We start from the raw sequence: 16449 nt of genomic DNA, 5'->3' as shown, positions 1-16449 counted from the left end.
CTATCAATTGCAAGTGCTGTCAAATTCTGCGGATCAGGGGCGAGTTTCCCGGCCCGGAGGCCGATTCCTGCTCGGAATAGCTGCGATCCCGACGAACTTTTGCCTTCACCCGCTTGAAGGGCGGGGCGCACACTGTCACCGCGAGTTTTGTTAGCATGGCGGCGCGCCACTGTGTCTTCATTTTTCACCGAATTGGAAAAAACCTCAAACAATTTGCGATTTGGGATGCCGGGATTTGGGATTGTCCCCGTACAGTCGGTTTGAGTAACCTTTAATTATAGCCTTTTATATGTATTCGTGGCTAGATACTAATGGTACAATAATCTTGGGGTAGCAGAAAAGTTGGCTGGGAAGTGGGTGGGTTTCGCTCGCCAAGATCGCAAGTCTTTAGGCTCGCAATGGCTGTGGATTTTGCCGATCGTGCTGACATTCGCCAGGTTCTAGGCAGTTGCTCGGATTTGGGCTCTGTCTACCGTGCTTGCACCCCTTGTGCTTGTGGATTCTGCCTTCTCGACACCAGGGCCGACTGACAACAAATCTCTCAGCAGTGTTAAGCTTGTCTTCGCGAAGAGCTTTCAAAGGTAATTCGATCGGCTCAGTCGTTTGCCACATTGCTAAAATTTTGTTAATAAAATTTGCTCCGTGGTATTTATCTAAAAAATTATGGTATATTCTTTAGTTTCTAGCTCCCAATCAGAGCTTGAGGCTATTAATTCCCATATTGAGCCTTTGACCGCAAAACTTTAGAGGTAAAATTGCCGATTTTAGATCCTTGTTTCTCAAATCTGGAATCTCAAATCGAATGACTCGGCTGCAAGCTATTTCTAACTGCCCAGCGCAGCTCAAGCGCGTAAATTAAAATGATGGCCTCATGGAAGACCGCTTTAACACCCGAGATCCGCAGTCCAATATAAATCAATTGATAGTTTCTACTCCTTTTTTTGCAGGCTTGCCCGATCCTGTAATTGAGAGAGCAACTCTCCACATCGTTACCCGCAGTCATCCGGCAAATCAAGTGATTTTACTCGAAAATGACTGGGGAACATCAGTGTATTTTATATTGGATGGTTGGGTGAAAATTCGCACCTACAACCTAGACGGAAAAGAAGTAACACTGAATATTTTAGGGAAAGGAGAACTGTTCGGGGAAATGGCCGCGATCGAAGAAGCACCGCGATCGACAGATGTCATCACCCTAGCCCCGACACTGATCGGCAATATGCCATCTCAGGATTTTGTGCAGCTTATTCATACCGAGCCGCTAGCAGGCATTCGCCTAGCTCAACTGATGGCGCGTCGCCTGCGACAAGTCAACCGCCGCCTGCGTTTGCGAGAGTCGGACAGTACCTCGCGAGTAGCAGATATTCTATTATTTTTGGCAGAGGGGCAAGGCAAAAAAATCATGGAAACAGGAGGTACCGAAATACCGAACCTGCCACACAGAGAATTGAGCAGCCTCAGCGGGCTGGCTCGCGAAACAGTAACGCGAGTGCTGAGCAAGCTGGAAAAAAAAGGAACTATTCAGCGCGAACGTGACGTTTTGTGCATTCCCGACCTGCACGCCTTAGAGCGTCTGTTAGTCTAGAAGTATCAGAGATTGCTTTCATTGAATCTAATTCAAAAGCACTCTCTGTTAATTAACTGATATTAATGATTTCCCGCCGGAGGTAAAGCTATGAGTTTTAAGAAAATTTTTGTTGCCTTAGATGATTCAGAACTGAGCCACCGCGTCTTCAGTCAAGCTTTAGAATTAGCTCTGAGCGCTCGGGCCCAGGTGATGCTATTTAACTGCGTTACTGTCAACACGTTGGGCGAGACGGCAGTGCCAATTCCGGTAGATTTGGGCATGAATGTCGAGTTAATGAATCAAGCTTATCAAGCTCAACGTTTGCGGCTGGAAACCGAGGAAAAACAGGCTTCTGGTTTGCTGAAAAATTACTGCGACGCCGCAGCAAAACAAGGATTGCAGGTGGAATTTGACTGCAAAAAGGACGGCGCTCCGGGGCATAGTATCTGTGAAGCCGCCGAAAATTGGGGCGCAGATTTAATAGTGTTGGGAAGGCGCGGCCGCACGGGGCTGGCAGAAGCTTTCCTCGGCAGCGTCAGCAATTATGTCGTTCACCACGCATCTTGTTCGGTTTTGGTAATCCAGGAAGCCAAAATCGAAAAATAGTGCTGCTGAAAATTTTGGCTGAGAAAATCCATCTAAAATAAGACTTGCGTTCCTACCTAAACCCGGTTTCTGCGATCGATATTAAATTGGGCGGCGGGGCATCCAAACAGTGAAACCGGGAATCAGCCGTATCGGGCGCAAGTCCGGTAAAATCTAAAATCTAAAATCTAAAATCGGAAAATCGCGAATCAGCCGTATCGGGTGCAAGTCCCGTAAAATCTAAAATCTAAAATCTAAAATCTAAAATCGGATGAGTGATTTTTTGTCAGCAGATGCTGCGTCTAATTCGGGTAGTTCCCCCAGTACAAATAACGAGCCGCAAACCGCCGATATTTCAGCAATGGCTGGCGATCGTACAAATCCCGATCCGGGGAAGCGCCCCTCTGGGGAAGCGCCTTTAAGGCTGGTAGAAACGGCTTTTTTGGCAAGTACCGCTAGCTTAATTTGGCTGGTAAATTATTACTTTCCGCTGGGGCCTTTGCTGCGGGTTTTTTTCCCGATACCCATCGCCCTGGTTTACTTGCGTTGGGGCAACCGAGCAGCTTGGATGGCAGCTTTGGTATCGGGTTTGCTGCTGTCGGTACTCATGGGCCCGACGCGGAGCATTTTATACGTGATGCCTTTTGGAATTATGGGAGTTGCGCTGGGAGGACTTTGGAGGCGCAAAGCGAGTTGGTCACTTTCTGTTAGTGTGGGTGCAGTAATTGGTACTGTAGGCTTCTTTTTTCGGTTTTGGCTGCTGTCAGCGTTGGTGGGTCAAGATTTATGGGTTTACGTCACCGCCCAGGTAACAGAGATGGTGGAATGGGTGTTTGTGAAGCTGGGCTGGCTTAATGTACCGAGTTTGAACACAATTGGGGCGATCGCCGCCGGGATGATTTTGGTTAACAATATTGTCTATTTATTTGTAGTGCATTTAGTAGCTTTGCTGCTATTAGATCGTTTGGGAAATCCAATTCCGCGGCCGCCAAGCTGGGTGCAAGTTTTGATCGATTATGAAGAGTAGTTATTGGCCAAACAGGGCATTGGGCATTGCTAATTGCTACTAAATAACTAATGACTAATGACTAATAGACCTCTCCTGAAAAGCAAGTCTTGAACAGGCAGGATGCCTGTTCCACAATAATTATGGGAGAGGTTTAATGACTAATGACTGCTAACTAATGACTAAGGACTAATGACTAATGACTAATTTATGATTGGTATTTATACAAAAATTGAACAGGGGCAGCGGTGGCTCGATCGCTATCGGGGACAAAAACCGATATTTGCCTGCGTGTTAGGATTTACCGCGACAGGCTTAATTCCGGGGATTTCAGCAGCAGGAGCAACCCCGCACGATCGACAATTTACTTGTTTAGCCGATGCAGAATTTTTGTATAACGGCCCCCAACCGTCGCCCCAATATCCTTTGCCGCCCCTAGAAGCGGGTGCCTCGCCGGTACTGATATCTCGCGCTGTAGTCGAAGCTTTGGAACTTCCCCTTTACCTATTTAATGCTGGTTTGCCCCTCCCACCTCCCGTACCTGCAATTGATTTGGGCGGCACTCCGGCAAAGTGTCTGATTTCTGGGAATGCTTTAGAACTCGAAACAGTCAAACATTTGCTCGAACAAGGATTAATTTGGGGAGCTAAATTGGCTGCTCAAACTAATGGCAGCTATTTAATTTTAGGGGAGTGCGTAGTTGGGGGAACGACTACTGCTTTGGGCGTGTTAATGGGTTTGGGTATTGCAGCGGCGGGCAAAGTTAATAGTTCTCATCCTCGCTGCAATCACGCTCAAAAATTGGCGGCGGTGACAGCGGGACTCAATAATGCTGAGTGGGAAATTAACGGACAAAACAGCACTCCCTTGGAATTGGTAGCGGCGGTAGGCGATCCGATGCAAATAGCGGTGGCGGGAATGGCGATCGCCGCGAGTCAGACTTGCGGCGTGCTTCTGGCAGGGGGGACGCAAATGCTGGCAGTATACGCTTTGATGCAAGCCTTAGCCCGTGAATATGCTCTGCTATGGAGTCCCGAACAAGTCGCGGTGGGGAGTACGCGCTGGGTGGCCGAAGACCCTACAGGAGACACTGTAGGACTTGCGTCGGATATCGGGGGTGTGCCTCTGTTGGCGGCGCAGCTAAGTTTTGCTGGATCTCGCTACGGCCAACTGCAAGCTTACGATCGCGGCTATGTTAAAGAAGGGGTCGGTGCGGGTGCGTGTGCGATCGCCAGTGGCTTGACTGCAAATTGGACTCCAACTCAACTCCTCCACGCTGTTGAAGCTTTAGCCTCGCGGTGTGAAGTTAAAAATTAAGTACGTAGTTATAGCAATCGATCCCGGATTTGCGAACTTCTCTCTTTCTGCTCTTTCTGCTCTTTCTGCTCTTTCTGCTCTCTCTCTGCGCCCTCTGTGCCCTCTGCGGTTCATCAAAAAAAATCTTGTTCACCAAATAAAGAGGATTGCTATTTCTATACCAAATCTCGCCTTAATATGCTATTCCCATCCTACTTGTGCGAGACCAAAAACTCCCTACAATCACTCTATAAGTAGACGAGCATAAATCGACGCAAATTGTATTTTTTCTGAAATTAATACCCGATACCCGGTAGCAATATTTAATTAGGCCCGCCTAGATGTTGCGAGTGCATTCTTTTGGAGAGCAACTGTTCTTCCAAGGCGGCAATTCGATTGTAAGCTGCTGTTAGCTGAGCTGTTAAGCGCTGGATTTGAATCTCTGCGCTCAGCTCTTTTTCCAAGCTTTGAGAATTTTTGTCGAAGTAGCTGTCATCTAACAGTATGTCTTTGTGTTCGAGGAGGCCGTCGAGACTGCTGTAGCTTTTATAGGGCGAGGTTTTGTCATTTCCTACCGTTCCAGAGCGATCGTTTATCTGTTGCTGGGTCAGCTTCGTCTCCTTGGCCGACTCCAAGAGCTTTTCATTGAGGTTTTCTATGAGTTTGTAGAGGGCCTCGACTTGTTGGCTCAATACTGTAACTTGCTGGCGGAGCGCTTCCATACAATCATCCTTTGGCTCGTAACTTAATATCTTTACATTTTAGGTAAATCTTTACATAACTTGGATTTATCACTAAATTATTTAATTTTTGACTTAATTGTTGTGTTCCCAATCCTGACGGTAGATTTAGGGAGCCAGCTTGAAGATAATCGATCGGCATTCGTGGGTCGATTGTAGATTTTAGATTTTAGGTTTTAGATAGTCTTGGACACAGGAACCGGGTTGGTTAACCCCCATACTTCGTTCAAACCTTCAATCAGAGTTAAAACGTCGGGTGTCTGAGAGTCGGATCGCACAGCGTCCTATTAGATTGACTTCGCTCTCGCCAGTGCTTTCAGGATTCAGATGAACTCACATCTTGCAGCATTCTCAAGAACGGGCTCTGGGGCCCGTTCCACAAAACATAAATTTTCTTGTGGAACAGGCCGAAAAGCCTGTTGCTAAAAGGCTAATTGAGAATGGTGCAACATATGAGATGAATGGATTTTTAGTTTTTTTATTTATTAAGCTGTCACCGATTTAAAAAGGATTTTTTACTTCGGTTGTGTAAAAAGCGTCATCCAACGGCAGATGGCAGCGGTCTCGTGGTTTCGTTATATTAAAAAATGTAACACAGATGCAGTCGATCGACCCGGCTGGCGAGCAAAACTGGCTCAAAGGAACTTTTTGCAGAGAAATTAGGCGTTAAGTTGACGGAGTTTTCCGCATCGGAAAGCTCGATCGACAATGTAGAAGGTAAAATCAGGGCAAGAGCCAATCGATTGCGCGATTGCGCGATTTTAGATTTTAGATTTTAGAATTGAAGCATTGACCCCACGGATAAATTCGGAGGCTTGTATCCTCGATGCTTTCGGTCAAACAGACTCTCTTCGCAGCAGAACCGAGTACAATGGCTCTGTGTTTGAAAAAGAAATAAGACAAATCGGCGCCAACTACCGGACTCGACAAACAATTATTTCCCGGGCTGCAGAACACAAAACGATGGGTCAATATTTAGAAAAGCGGATTGACAGGTGAAACGAAGGTCTTTGCTATTGGGGGCCGCCACCCTAACTTTAAGTCAATTGGCGGCAGGGTGCGACTCGAAGCCCATGCTCAAAATTCGATCGCTCAAAAACGGTATTCCGGCCCAACTGGTAAGCAAATTTAGCCGCGATGTACAACCGTCTCCGCTTTTGCAGGTAAGGCAAGAAGCAGAATTAAAAGAATTATTCGCCCTGTTGCAGGAGTGGAAACGGGTTCCCGAATCAAAAAATCAAGCTAACTTGGTGATGTTGGGAGATTACTGGCTGACTTTGGCAATTAGGCAAAAATTGATTAAGCCGATCGATCCTGGTAAGTTTGCTAATTGGTCACAATTGCCCGAAAGATGGCAAAAACTCGTCAGGCGCAACGACGAGGGTAAATTAGATCCTCAAGGTAAAGTGTGGGCTGCACCTTACCGCTGGGGAAGTACGGTAATTGCCTATCGAACCGACAAATTTAAGGCTTTGGGGTGGACTCCGACAGATTGGAAAGACTTGTGGCGAGTCGAATTGCGCGATCGAATTTCTCTGCCAGACAGTGCCAGAGAAGTTATCGGTTTAACATTAAAAAAACTAGGGAAATCTTACAATACGCAGCAATTAGATAAAGTCCCCAATCTCAAAAAAGAACTCGCAAATCTGCACCGACAAGTTAAATTTTACAGTTCCGACGCTTACCTGCAACCATTAATTTTAGGCGATACTTGGTTGGCCGTAGGTTCCTCTGGAGACTTGCTCCCACTGCTGCAAACTCAAAAGGATATTGCTTTAGTAGTTCCGGTTTCGGGAACTGCACTTTGGACGGATTTGTGGGTAGAACCAGCATCGGGGAATCCAGTTTCTTTAGTGGAAAAATGGATTGATTTTTGCTTGCAGCCTCGGGTTGCTCCTCAATTATCTTTGCTGGCTAAGGCTAGTTCGCCGATAATTGTCGGCATGAAACCGGAGGATTTGCCGGAAGCTGTTCGCACTAATTCTGTGTTGTTGCCGGATGCTAAGATTCTTGCTGCTAGCGACTTTCTGCTGCCTTTTGGGGATGCGGGGATCTCGCTGTATCGATCGCTCTGGCAAGAAATTCGGCAAGTAGTGAAAGGCTAAAATTTCACTACGTTTTGAGGTACGTAGTTGCGCTTCAGCGCTCTTTTATCTATGAAAGAGCAGGGAGCATCGCAGTTTTGCATTTATAGTGCTGTCCCCGCTCCCGTATTGTACAATAGGCGAGCGGGACATTATTCAAAGAAAAAATACTTTTTACAAAAATGAGATGCTTCCAAAGAGCGCTGAAGCGCAACAACGTACCTTAGAAAAATAAAAAAATAGCACGGGTTGAAGTGTTAGTATTTTAATTTTAAGAACAATCGTAATTATAAATCACCTGAGAAAAATCTAATTTTTCTAAGTCCTCAGAACGAATCAAAAAGTTACCTACTCCACCATCACCCCAACAAAATTCATCATCACTAATCATGTGTAAGAGTACAACTTTATGGTCTTTGTATTGCGGACTATACTCACGAGGATCAGTTTGCGTAAAGTAGCCGTATCCCCCTATTTTATGGTGAATTTCGTATAAATTAGCATAATACCAATCAAATAATTTGTAATTATCTGCACTCATTACCTCAAAGAATTGTTTAAGTTTTTGTTCTTCAAAAATGTTATTAATTTGATAGTCTTCTGGGCAAACCCACTCATTGTCAGGACTAAACTGTAAAGCCAAACATTCTTGAGAATTATTCACATCTTGGTGCTTTAAAGGTGAATAATAATGTTCATAAATACAATCGACCAAAGGATTATCAATCGGACAATTATTTTCGTCAACAAATTGCAAGGCACTAAATTTTTGATTGTTTAAAGTTGAATAGCTCTCATTGATATCCAACAAAAAAGCAAAATCTGTTTGACAATGATTTCTGTCAATTTCTAAAAAGTACAATACTTTGAAATCTTTTTGATTGTCCAACTTCTCTATATCCATTCCATAAGAACCTAGATTGTTCTTACTAATATAAAATTGCAATATTCCTTTTTTGGGGAAAGGCGCTAAATATGGCACTTGGGCAAATATTTCCTCAAAATTGAGTTGTGCCAAAAGGTGCATATATTTTCCATCACTATCTTTGGGAAAATTGTAACCTTTCGGCAAGTAAGGCACTCCGCCAAATTTGCTTGACCAGAAATCAGTTGCCTTTCGTTCGTAAGTGATTTTGATAACAGGCTTTTCTGAACTTTCAATTTCTTGGCGAAAAGGTTCTAATTCAGCAGGAAGCTCAAGGGTTGTTTTCATTTTTTTATACGAATTATAAACCGCATTTATCAGCTAAAATGTGGGTGCGTCAGCTTTTGATTTATCGATTATCCCAAAAATCTCTCTAGCTGACGCACCCTACTAAAAGCCTTTGAGTTTGCCTCGGAGACCGGGATTTGACAGAGATTCTAAGTCTATTTTACAGCTTAGCCGATCGCCCTTGCACGAATAAACTGCCAAAGCTGTGCCTTGACGGTTGCAAACTCGCACATTGTAACCGTAATCGCTGGCGACAGTGCCAAAGCGGTTGACAAATTGATAGCGTTCCATATAATCGAGCAAACTCCAAAGTTGGCGGTTGACGATGAGAATTACCCAAGTATTGCCAGGATCGACAAACCAGCGATCGAGCAATTTTCCGCCAAAGAGTTTTTGAGCTAACCACAGACTCGGCACACTTTTTTCGGTTTGCGAAAGCGGGGGCGACGGGAAATTAGCAGGGTTGCCAGTCGGGCAGACTGGCTGCTGGGAAAATGCCGCAGATTGTCCCCACAGCAAGGCTCCGAGGCAGGCAGAACCCGCACTCAGGAACAAAAATAAACTTTTTGTCAAAATGCTATTCTTGCGGGTATCAACATCGTATTTCATAATTGTTTTCTTTTTTATATATTTCCTGTAGGGGCGGGTTTTACCAACCATTTATGTCGGCAACTCGCCATCTAGAAAACCCGCCCCCGCACAGCAGATAACCTACATCAACCTTACATTTTATTATATGCAAAAGATGTACATTGCGATTTTTTGTTGTGTGGGAGCGGGTTTATTAGATTGTTTTTTTTTTCTTTTCTTGTGGGTAAAACCCGCCCCTACAGTCATGTTAAAATTCCGATCGCCTAAACAATGAAGCAGGCAGACAAGCAGTAAAAGTAGAACCGCAATCTAACTCGCTAGTAACTTCAATATCGCCGCCCATCATCTGACAAAAACGCTGACTGATAGTCAGTCCCAAACCAGTACCCCCGTACTTGCGAGTAGTTGAATTGTCCGCTTGAGTAAAAGGTTGGAACAGTCGCTCTTGCTGTTCTTGTGTCATGCCGATGCCCGTGTCCGTCACTCGAAAAATTAAAAAGTCTGAATCCAAAATTAACATTTGAGCAATTTTTGGTTGATATTTATTTTTTAATTCTTCGCTGGTAATTCTTTCGACAGTAAGCACGATCGCCCCATTAGCAGAAAATTTAGCAGCATTGCTGAGCAAATTCAGCATTACCTGTCGCACTTTCATCAAATCGCCGTGCATCGCGCCGATATTGTCAGAACTCAATACTTGCAAAGTATTGCCGTTTTTATCCATTAGCGGTTTGATAGTTGTTACCACCTCCTCGATTAAGCCTCCAACATCGAAGCTTTCGAGGTAAATCTCCATCTTGTCAGCTTCAATTTTGGAAATGTCGAGAATGTCGTCAATTAGGCGCAGCAAGTGTTTGCCAGCAGTGCGAATTTTGTCTAAATCCGAGACTACCTGTAAGTTGCCTAACTCTTCGGCATCTTCCGCTAGCATATCGCTGTAGCCGATAATCGCGTTGAGGGGAGTGCGTAACTCGTGGCTCATGTTTGCCAGAAAAGCACTCTTGGCGCGGTTGGCGAGTTCTGCGGCTTCTTTAGCCAACTGCCATGCTTCCTCAGCGTCTTTGCGTTCGGTGATATCCCGCAGTGTCGCCACTACCGCTTCGACGCTGCCGTCTGTCGTACAAACCGGGCTGAGAATGTACTCGTAGTCACGGGTTCCCCAGTTGGCCGTGGGGACAATTACTTCGCCTTTCTTGGGCTCGGCTGTGGCAAATATGCCGTCGCATTCTTGGTGAACCCGCTGCATAATTGTTGGCGGCCAGCCTAATTCCTGCCAGGTTTTGCCAATCATTTCTCTGGGGTTCATGCCGGCAGCTTGAGCGGCGGTGCGGCTGACATAGGTGTATTTTCCCGATCGATCCACTAGAAAAATTAGGTCAAGAGAAGCGCCGAGAATGCCGTCAACTGTTCTGGCGTGTCGGGCTACTTGAGCCGTCATTTGTCTGACTGTGATGGCGCCGCGGACTCTGGCGGCGAGTTCAAACCGCAAGAGTTCGTTGGCTTGTTTGAGGAATAGGGTGCGCTGTTCGACTTCTATTTCTAGTTCTGCTTTGGCTTTTTCTAGGGTGCGTTCGGCAAGTTTGCGATCGCTCACATCTGTAGAAATTGTACCGACTGCATAAGCTTTACCTTCGGAGTTGCAGAGGGGAAATTTCAGAGAAATATAAGTGTGCGGGCCGTCGTCTTGAGGGATGATTTCTTCGAGGGTTAGGGGCGAGGAGGATTCGAGAACTTTCAGGTCATTTTCTCGCAGGGCTGCTGAAGAGTCTTGGGGAAAAATATCGCCGTCGGTTTTCCCTGTTATTTGCTCTTTTGCGATGTCGAACAAATTGTCAAAATGCCGGTTGGTGAGCAGGTATTTTCCGTCAACATCTTTGATGTAAATTACTGCTGTTGAGTTGTCTAAAATCGCTTGCAGCAGTGCTTCGCTCTTTCGCAGGGCTTTTTGAGTGTTTTGGCGATCGAGTATTTCTGGCTGCAATTCCAAGTTGAGGCGATTTAAGTCTTGCCAAGCTTCCTGGACTAGATTTAAGGCGATCGCGCTTTTTTCTAGTTCTGTATTTACCTGCCGCGACTGGTTTGAGACGGAGTTTTCGGGCAATTCTAGGGGTTGGAAAGCAAGCGGGATGTGGGGATTTGCGATCGGGCGAGCGCCCGCCAATTTTTTATTATATCGAAAATCTACGGCTAATTGACCATCTAAACTCGATTTTTTGGGAAATAAATCGGGGAATTCGCCGAAATTTAAATTGTCATAAATTATATCAAATGTCCGCGATTGCTGCGGCAGTTCGGCGCTGGAGTTAAATGCCCAATTCCCCTCTGCTGTTGATAAATCCGAGTTAGCGGGTTTGGCAATCCGGCGAGTGACGGCAACTCCCAAGGCGAAGGGAACAATGGCAGTCGCAGACATGGCCAGCAGCCAGTTGTTTTCCCACCAAGTTGCGATCGAGCTTTTGGGGATGAATCGCACTAAAATTGCTGCGGGTTTTCCCCCTAAATTGCCAAGGGATTTGGCAGCTACTGCATAAGTTTGACTGCCTGTTTGTACGTTTCCGGCGACTGGTTTGCCGCCTGCTGCGAGTGCAGATTTCAGCAGCGATTTCTCTGCCAGCAAGTCTGGTAACTGTTGGTTTTTTGTAACTGCTGGCCAACTTGCCAAGACAAATTTGCCGTCAGCCAGCGGTGCGTAGATAGCCTGATATCCTCCGCCCTGTAAATTGAGGGTTTCGCTGCTAGCAACTGCCGAAGTTTTGCTGATAATTTTTCCTAACACTAAGGCAGCAATCACTGTCTGATTTTTGGGATCTTTTATGGGAATTGCTGCGTAGTGGAGGAGAACAGGGCGAGATCCATTTCCGGCCGACAAAGATCGCAATTGTTCCTGAAATTCCGATTTGGCAATGATTTCGGTAGCTGTAATTGGGTTTTTTGTAGCGAATACTCGATAGACTATTTTTTGCAGGTTAAAACTTTTTCCCTTCTGGTTAGAGTTGACGCTAACCACTATCTGCCTGTTTTTTCCAACTAAGGCCGCGCTGTCTATTTCCCCTGTTTTGACTTGATTTTCTAGAATTTGCTTGACAGATTTTTGCAAATCTGATACTTTTTTACCGCTGTTGTAAGATAAGGCTATTTGGGCGATCGTTTTGCTGTCAGAGGAGTTTTGCAAACGGTCGGCGGCGCGATCGAGTTGGAGATTGTAGTTAATTTCACTAAGGCTCAGTTCAGATTTAGCTTGATTTTGCAGTTGATTGCTTCCAAGTGCCGATGTTAGCCAAATTGCTGCTGCCGTTAGTCCGACGGGCAAGATTGTTTGTAAAGTCAGCAGTCCGATTAGCTGTTTTCTGGTAACAGATAAGTTGTAGGTACACGGCTTGAAAGCTGCTTTCAATCTTCTTTCGGAAGTCGCAACTTTAGTTGGCTGCAGACAATTTGGCTGGCTGTCGTTTAACTGAGTATGAGCCATAGTAGTAGATGCGGGATCGGTTGTAGATGACAAGCAATCAATTTTAGATTTTAGATTTTAGATTTTAGATTTTAGACTTTGGCGTGAGCGCTCAGTTGAACGATTTTAGATTTTATATCGAGTTCGGTTAATCACTCCTATCCTATCCGGTCGAGCGATCGAGATTTTTGTAGGGGCGGGTTCACCAACAATACCTGCCAATAATTGACAATCTCCAAAACCCGCCCCGACCGGGATATTATGGTTAATCGATCGGACATGATATCATCATAAAATTGTTGCCTCTCGCCGCCAACCAAGCAAGAAAATGACTGGGTATTCTCAAAAAAATCGGTTTCTCGCTGTTAATTAGATTGTGTTATTTAGTTGTTTTTACATATAATACTGTCGGCTCCTATTTAAAGTGTATTGGGATCATCCAAATGAGTCCTTTCACAGGAGTGTTCGCGGTTAGAGGTAGGCTTTGCTGTGCAAGATACTCGCACTCCTTAAAAACGCTTTTTGCCAAATCGGGATGCTCCCGCATACAGTCGTAAAACGAAGTAGTTTATCGATCGACTGTATCGTAAATTCAGTTCAACTGAAATGTTACACCATTCTCAATAAGGTTTTTATGGGCGGGATCTCCTGCCCAACCCCTACTCCCCACAAGAAATTAATTCTTTGTGGAACAGGCCCGAAAGGCCTGTTAAGCGAGAATGGTAGAAGATATCAGATTCAACCAAAGTTTAGCGTAATTATTGCAACACTTAGATACGCTCGATCGCCTTTTCCCTGCTTCAGCTTTTTTTCAATCCCACAACCGCCTGCCTGCTTTGCCGCCGAGTCGCTGGTGAGTATCTTTGAGCAAAGTTGGGATGTCTAACTCTTCGGGACACCGGGGCAAACATTCGCCGCAATCGGTGCAGCGGTTGCCTTTGCTGCCGGGAAACCAGTGTCCGGCATTTTCAAACATTGCATAGCGGTATTTGCCAAAGTCAGTCATGTCGCACCCGACGGCGAGATTGCGGAGTCGCAATACTTCGGGAATGTTGATGTTTTCCGGGCAAGGCAAACAGGCATAGCACTGGCTGCATTTGTCGGTTTTCAAAGTTGCTGCAATAACCGATTCTAGCCGATCGAACGCAGCGATTTCGGAGTTGGTGAGGGGAAAGTCGCGATCGCAATATTTCAGAGGTTGCTCTAATTCTGTGGCATTTGCAGGGCCCACACTCAAAGTCCCAATCCTCGTATCGCTGAGTAAAAATCGATAGTTCAACTCTAAGGGCGAGAAAGGCGAGCACAATTGTGCGAGAGTTTCCGGGGGCGTGTAGAGTTGCCCTCCTTTATCTGCCGGGGAAATGATGAAAACGCCCATATCTTTGTCTTTGGCGAGTTCAATTGCCGGGGCGTTGCGCTGAAAAAAATAGTAATAATGCAGATTGACAAATTCAAACAAATCTGTATTGATTGCAGCCAAAATCAGATCCAGAGGCCCGTGAGTCGAAAAGCCGACGTGCCGAATGATCCCATCAGCCAGGGCTTTGCGTACAGCTTCCATGCAGCCTGTGGGATCTCGCACAATCGCCAAATGTTCCCAAGTATTCAAACCGTGAATTGCCAGACAATCGATATAGTCTAAATTCAGGCGTTTGAGGGATGCGTCGATGCAGCGTTCCATGGCTGCTGCATCCTCGGTTGGGGAAATTTTTGTAGTGACGTGGAGGCGCGATCGATCGACAGACAAACCAGCCGAAAGGGCTGCGCCAAGATATTCCTCGCTGCAACCGTAACCCGCCGCCGTTTCCAGGTGATTGATTCCCTGAGAAACCGCCTGTTGTACAGTCTGACAGGCAGTTTCCTCAGAAGCCAAATAGCGCATGGTTCCCAAGGAAAATACAGACAGGTGCAACTCCGTTTTGCCAAACCGTCGATAGCGCATAAATGTTAGGAAGTTTCGCCCGGGCTAAAGCCGCTTCTCTTAATCAAATCCTCTGGACGGAGGTTTGAGATAAATTCCCGGAAGGCCCGGCGTTCTGCCTCATCAGCATCTCGATCGACAGGTATCGAAGCATCGGCGACGACTTCTTCCATCACCCAGATGGGGCAGTTCGTTCGCAGGGCTAGGGCGATCGCGTCGCTAGGTCGGGCATCGATCTCTTTTTTAACTTCTCCCTGACGGACGATCAGCACGGCATAGAACGTGTTATCTTGCAGCGAGTGAATAACTATGCGCTCCAAGGTAAGACTCCATGCCTCTAAAAAATTGACCATCAGATCGTGAGTTAAGGGCCGAGGAGGCTTGTGGCCTTCGATCGCGCTAATAATAGCCTTTGCTTGCTCCTGACCGATATAAATAGGCAAAGCCCGTCGCTCAGTAGCGTCTCTCAATAGGACAATAGGACTGCGCGTGGCTGCATCTAAGGCAATTCCAGCGACTTTCATTTCAATCATAAAAATGCTCGGTAAGTGGGAAACTCAGAGACTTTAGTCCTGAGAGGGAAACAACATGGGCGGTTTCAACACATTCGACTACGCTCAGTGAGCACCACCTTGAATCCCCTTTCCCCTTTCGGGGGTAGAGGGGTATGGTTGCCCCTCTTTGGAGATATGGTTGTCTCCGGCTCCCTTTCGGGGTAATGTTCGCTTGTCGGTCAATGTTATGAGAGCTTGTTAGACTTGCAACACTGTCGAGCGTGACCTTAAGACTGTTTAATTGCAAATGACAGAGCGGAAAACTAGCGTCGCATTCAAGGAGTGTCGTGACTCAAATAACGTAGCCAGTTAAGGCTGAGGCCCGTCAGCACAGCTTGCTTCGATTGCTCTTACAAGCTCAGTCCCTGGTTTTAGGGCTGGGTTACTGACAGAATTAAGAAACTGCAAGGCGGTAGAAAACTCGGACATAAAGATGACCTAAATCCAGTATGACTCGATCTTCGCCTGAATCTGCAACTGATCTGGGACTATCGATTTTAGATTTTCGATTTTCGATTTTCGATTGACTCCGGGGGACAGGGGGACGGAAAAAGCTCCTGCATCTGGTTTGTGACTGTGGTTTGATGTAAATAGGCGATCGACTAAGGAAAAATACTTATGTTTACAGGACTAATTCAATCTCTCGGAAAACTGAAGTCGCTAGGCAACGATTATTTCCAAATTTCCTGCACATCAAACAACTCCTACCAGATTTTACAAGATTTAGCCATTGGGGACAGCGTAGCCGTGGATGGAGTCTGTTTGACGGTAGTGGAAGTTCTGCCTGCGACGGGTTTTGTCGCCGTCGCTTCCCCAGAAACTCTCCGCCGCACTACTCTGGGCTCATTCCCCGATGCTTTGGTGAACCTAGAAACCTCCCTGCGCGCCGGTAGCAAATTGGGAGGACATTTTGTGACGGGGCACGTAGATGCGATCGGCACTTTAGCCACATCAACCCAAACCGCCAACGCTTGGGAGATGCGGTTTACTGCGCCACCATCCGCCAATTCGGGATGGCAACGTCAAATCGCGCCTTACATCGTTTCCAAGGGCAGCATCGCCGTCAACGGCATCAGCTTAACCGTGGCAGATTGCGATGCTGACGGCAATTGGTTTGAAGTTGCTGTCATTCCCCACAGTTTTGGTGAGACAAACCTCAGCTATTTGCAACCAGGAAGTTTAGTAAACTTAGAAGCAGATATTCTGGGCAAATATGTCGCCAAATTTCTCCGCAGCGGCTCAAAATCCCATCCCGAACCGTGGGAAGAAACCTCCACAATCAACAGTTTAGGAACAATTACACCCGAATTCTTAGCAGAACACGGATTTATGTAATCAATGAAACAATCAAAATCATTGCTGAGCGAAGTAGCTGTGGGCCGGGTAGCATCTTTTTATCATTTAGAATATGACTTTTAGTTGTAGTCTATCACCATTCTCTTGC

Annotated in this window: 14 protein-coding genes; 7 read left to right on the top strand and 7 right to left on the bottom strand. The window is 46.1% G+C overall.

Features of this window, described 5'->3' with window-relative positions; all coding sequences use genetic code 11:
• Positions 1-19: 19 nt before the first annotated feature.
• A complete protein-coding gene (locus tag QUB16_RS10580; RefSeq protein ID WP_333315901.1) occupies positions 20-181 on the bottom strand; it encodes a hypothetical protein in 162 nt (53 codons plus the stop codon).
• Between the two features lie 690 nt (positions 182-871).
• Here QUB16_RS10580 and QUB16_RS10575 point away from each other — a divergent pair.
• The 4 genes from QUB16_RS10575 to cobT all read left to right on the top strand — a co-directional run bounded on the left by QUB16_RS10575 (position 872) and on the right by cobT (position 4475).
• Positions 872-1585: a Crp/Fnr family transcriptional regulator gene (locus tag QUB16_RS10575; RefSeq protein ID WP_333290119.1), complete on the top strand. Its 714-nt coding sequence runs from the start codon at positions 872-874 to the stop codon at positions 1583-1585.
• A gap of 90 nt (positions 1586-1675) precedes the next feature.
• A complete protein-coding gene (locus tag QUB16_RS10570; protein ID WP_333315900.1) occupies positions 1676-2173 on the top strand; it encodes a universal stress protein in 498 nt (165 codons plus the stop codon).
• A 250-nt stretch (positions 2174-2423) separates the two neighbouring features.
• The gene (locus QUB16_RS10565) at positions 2424-3179 is read left to right on the top strand and encodes a DUF2232 domain-containing protein (protein WP_333315899.1); all 756 of its coding nucleotides are present in this window, start codon (positions 2424-2426) and stop codon (positions 3177-3179) included.
• Between the two features lie 189 nt (positions 3180-3368).
• The gene (cobT, locus tag QUB16_RS10560) at positions 3369-4475 is read left to right on the top strand and encodes a nicotinate mononucleotide-dependent phosphoribosyltransferase CobT (RefSeq protein ID WP_333315898.1); all 1107 of its coding nucleotides are present in this window, start codon (positions 3369-3371) and stop codon (positions 4473-4475) included.
• 302 nt (positions 4476-4777) lie between these two features.
• Here cobT and QUB16_RS10555 read toward each other — a convergent pair whose 3' ends face one another.
• Positions 4778-5176: a hypothetical protein gene (locus tag QUB16_RS10555; RefSeq protein ID WP_333315897.1), complete on the bottom strand. Its 399-nt coding sequence runs from the start codon at positions 5174-5176 to the stop codon at positions 4778-4780.
• 807 nt (positions 5177-5983) lie between these two features.
• Here QUB16_RS10555 and QUB16_RS33550 point away from each other — a divergent pair.
• Both QUB16_RS33550 and QUB16_RS10545 read left to right on the top strand, forming a co-directional pair.
• Positions 5984-6193 carry a phycobiliprotein lyase gene (locus tag QUB16_RS33550; RefSeq protein WP_445251111.1) on the top strand — a complete coding sequence of 70 codons (210 nt, stop codon included), beginning with the start codon at positions 5984-5986 and terminating at the stop codon, positions 6191-6193.
• Entirely contained in the window at positions 6190-7299 is a 1110-nt protein-coding gene (locus tag QUB16_RS10545; RefSeq protein WP_333315896.1) for an extracellular solute-binding protein, read from the top strand. Before QUB16_RS33550 ends, QUB16_RS10545 begins: the two co-directional genes overlap by 4 nt.
• Before the next feature lie 250 nt (positions 7300-7549).
• On the opposite strand, the gene QUB16_RS10540 is transcribed toward QUB16_RS10545, so the two are convergent.
• From QUB16_RS10540 to QUB16_RS10520, 5 genes are all read right to left on the bottom strand, one after another.
• Entirely contained in the window at positions 7550-8491 is a 942-nt protein-coding gene (locus QUB16_RS10540; protein WP_333315895.1) for a YwqG family protein, read from the bottom strand.
• Positions 8492-8593: 102 nt separating this feature from the next.
• Positions 8594-9100: a hypothetical protein gene (locus QUB16_RS10535; protein ID WP_333315894.1), complete on the bottom strand. Its 507-nt coding sequence runs from the start codon at positions 9098-9100 to the stop codon at positions 8594-8596.
• A 229-nt stretch (positions 9101-9329) separates the two neighbouring features.
• Positions 9330-12584, bottom strand: a complete 3255-nt coding sequence (locus QUB16_RS10530; protein WP_333315893.1) for a PAS domain-containing protein — start codon at positions 12582-12584, stop codon at positions 9330-9332.
• A gap of 757 nt (positions 12585-13341) precedes the next feature.
• On the bottom strand, positions 13342-14472 hold the full coding sequence (locus tag QUB16_RS10525; RefSeq protein ID WP_333138948.1) for an aldo/keto reductase: 1131 nt from the start codon (positions 14470-14472) through the stop codon (positions 13342-13344).
• Positions 14473-14477: 5 nt separating this feature from the next.
• A complete protein-coding gene (locus QUB16_RS10520; RefSeq protein WP_006635481.1) occupies positions 14478-14984 on the bottom strand; it encodes a bifunctional nuclease family protein in 507 nt (168 codons plus the stop codon).
• A gap of 639 nt (positions 14985-15623) precedes the next feature.
• Here QUB16_RS10520 and ribE point away from each other — a divergent pair.
• On the top strand, positions 15624-16340 hold the full coding sequence (ribE, locus tag QUB16_RS10515) for a riboflavin synthase (protein ID WP_333315892.1): 717 nt from the start codon (positions 15624-15626) through the stop codon (positions 16338-16340).
• Positions 16341-16449 lie beyond the last annotated feature (109 nt).

The organism is Microcoleus sp. D3_18a_C4 (assembly GCF_036702415.1).
Classification (GTDB): domain Bacteria; phylum Cyanobacteriota; class Cyanobacteriia; order Cyanobacteriales; family Microcoleaceae; genus Microcoleus.
The sequence above is the reverse complement of the archived record's forward strand: the minus strand, read 5'-3'. Positions and strand labels throughout refer to the sequence as shown.

Bases quoted from the DNA above. Each gene is read 5' to 3' on its own strand.
- QUB16_RS10525 (WP_333138948.1), bottom strand. From the start codon at position 14,472: ATGCGCTATCGACGGTTTGGCAAAACGGAGTTGCACCTGTCTGTATTT.
- QUB16_RS10565 (WP_333315899.1), top strand. From the start codon at position 2,424: ATGAGTGATTTTTTGTCAGCAGATGCTGCGTCTAATTCGGGTAGTTCC.
- QUB16_RS10575 (WP_333290119.1), top strand. From the start codon at position 872: ATGGAAGACCGCTTTAACACCCGAGATCCGCAGTCCAATATAAATCAA.
- QUB16_RS10540 (WP_333315895.1), bottom strand. From the start codon at position 8,491: ATGAAAACAACCCTTGAGCTTCCTGCTGAATTAGAACCTTTTCGCCAA.
- ribE (WP_333315892.1), top strand. From the start codon at position 15,624: ATGTTTACAGGACTAATTCAATCTCTCGGAAAACTGAAGTCGCTAGGC.
- QUB16_RS10580 (WP_333315901.1), bottom strand. From the start codon at position 181: ATGAAGACACAGTGGCGCGCCGCCATGCTAACAAAACTCGCGGTGACA.
- QUB16_RS10570 (WP_333315900.1), top strand. From the start codon at position 1,676: ATGAGTTTTAAGAAAATTTTTGTTGCCTTAGATGATTCAGAACTGAGC.
- QUB16_RS10535 (WP_333315894.1), bottom strand. From the start codon at position 9,100: ATGAAATACGATGTTGATACCCGCAAGAATAGCATTTTGACAAAAAGT.
- QUB16_RS10555 (WP_333315897.1), bottom strand. From the start codon at position 5,176: ATGGAAGCGCTCCGCCAGCAAGTTACAGTATTGAGCCAACAAGTCGAG.
- cobT (WP_333315898.1), top strand. From the start codon at position 3,369: ATGATTGGTATTTATACAAAAATTGAACAGGGGCAGCGGTGGCTCGAT.
- QUB16_RS10520 (WP_006635481.1), bottom strand. From the start codon at position 14,984: ATGATTGAAATGAAAGTCGCTGGAATTGCCTTAGATGCAGCCACGCGC.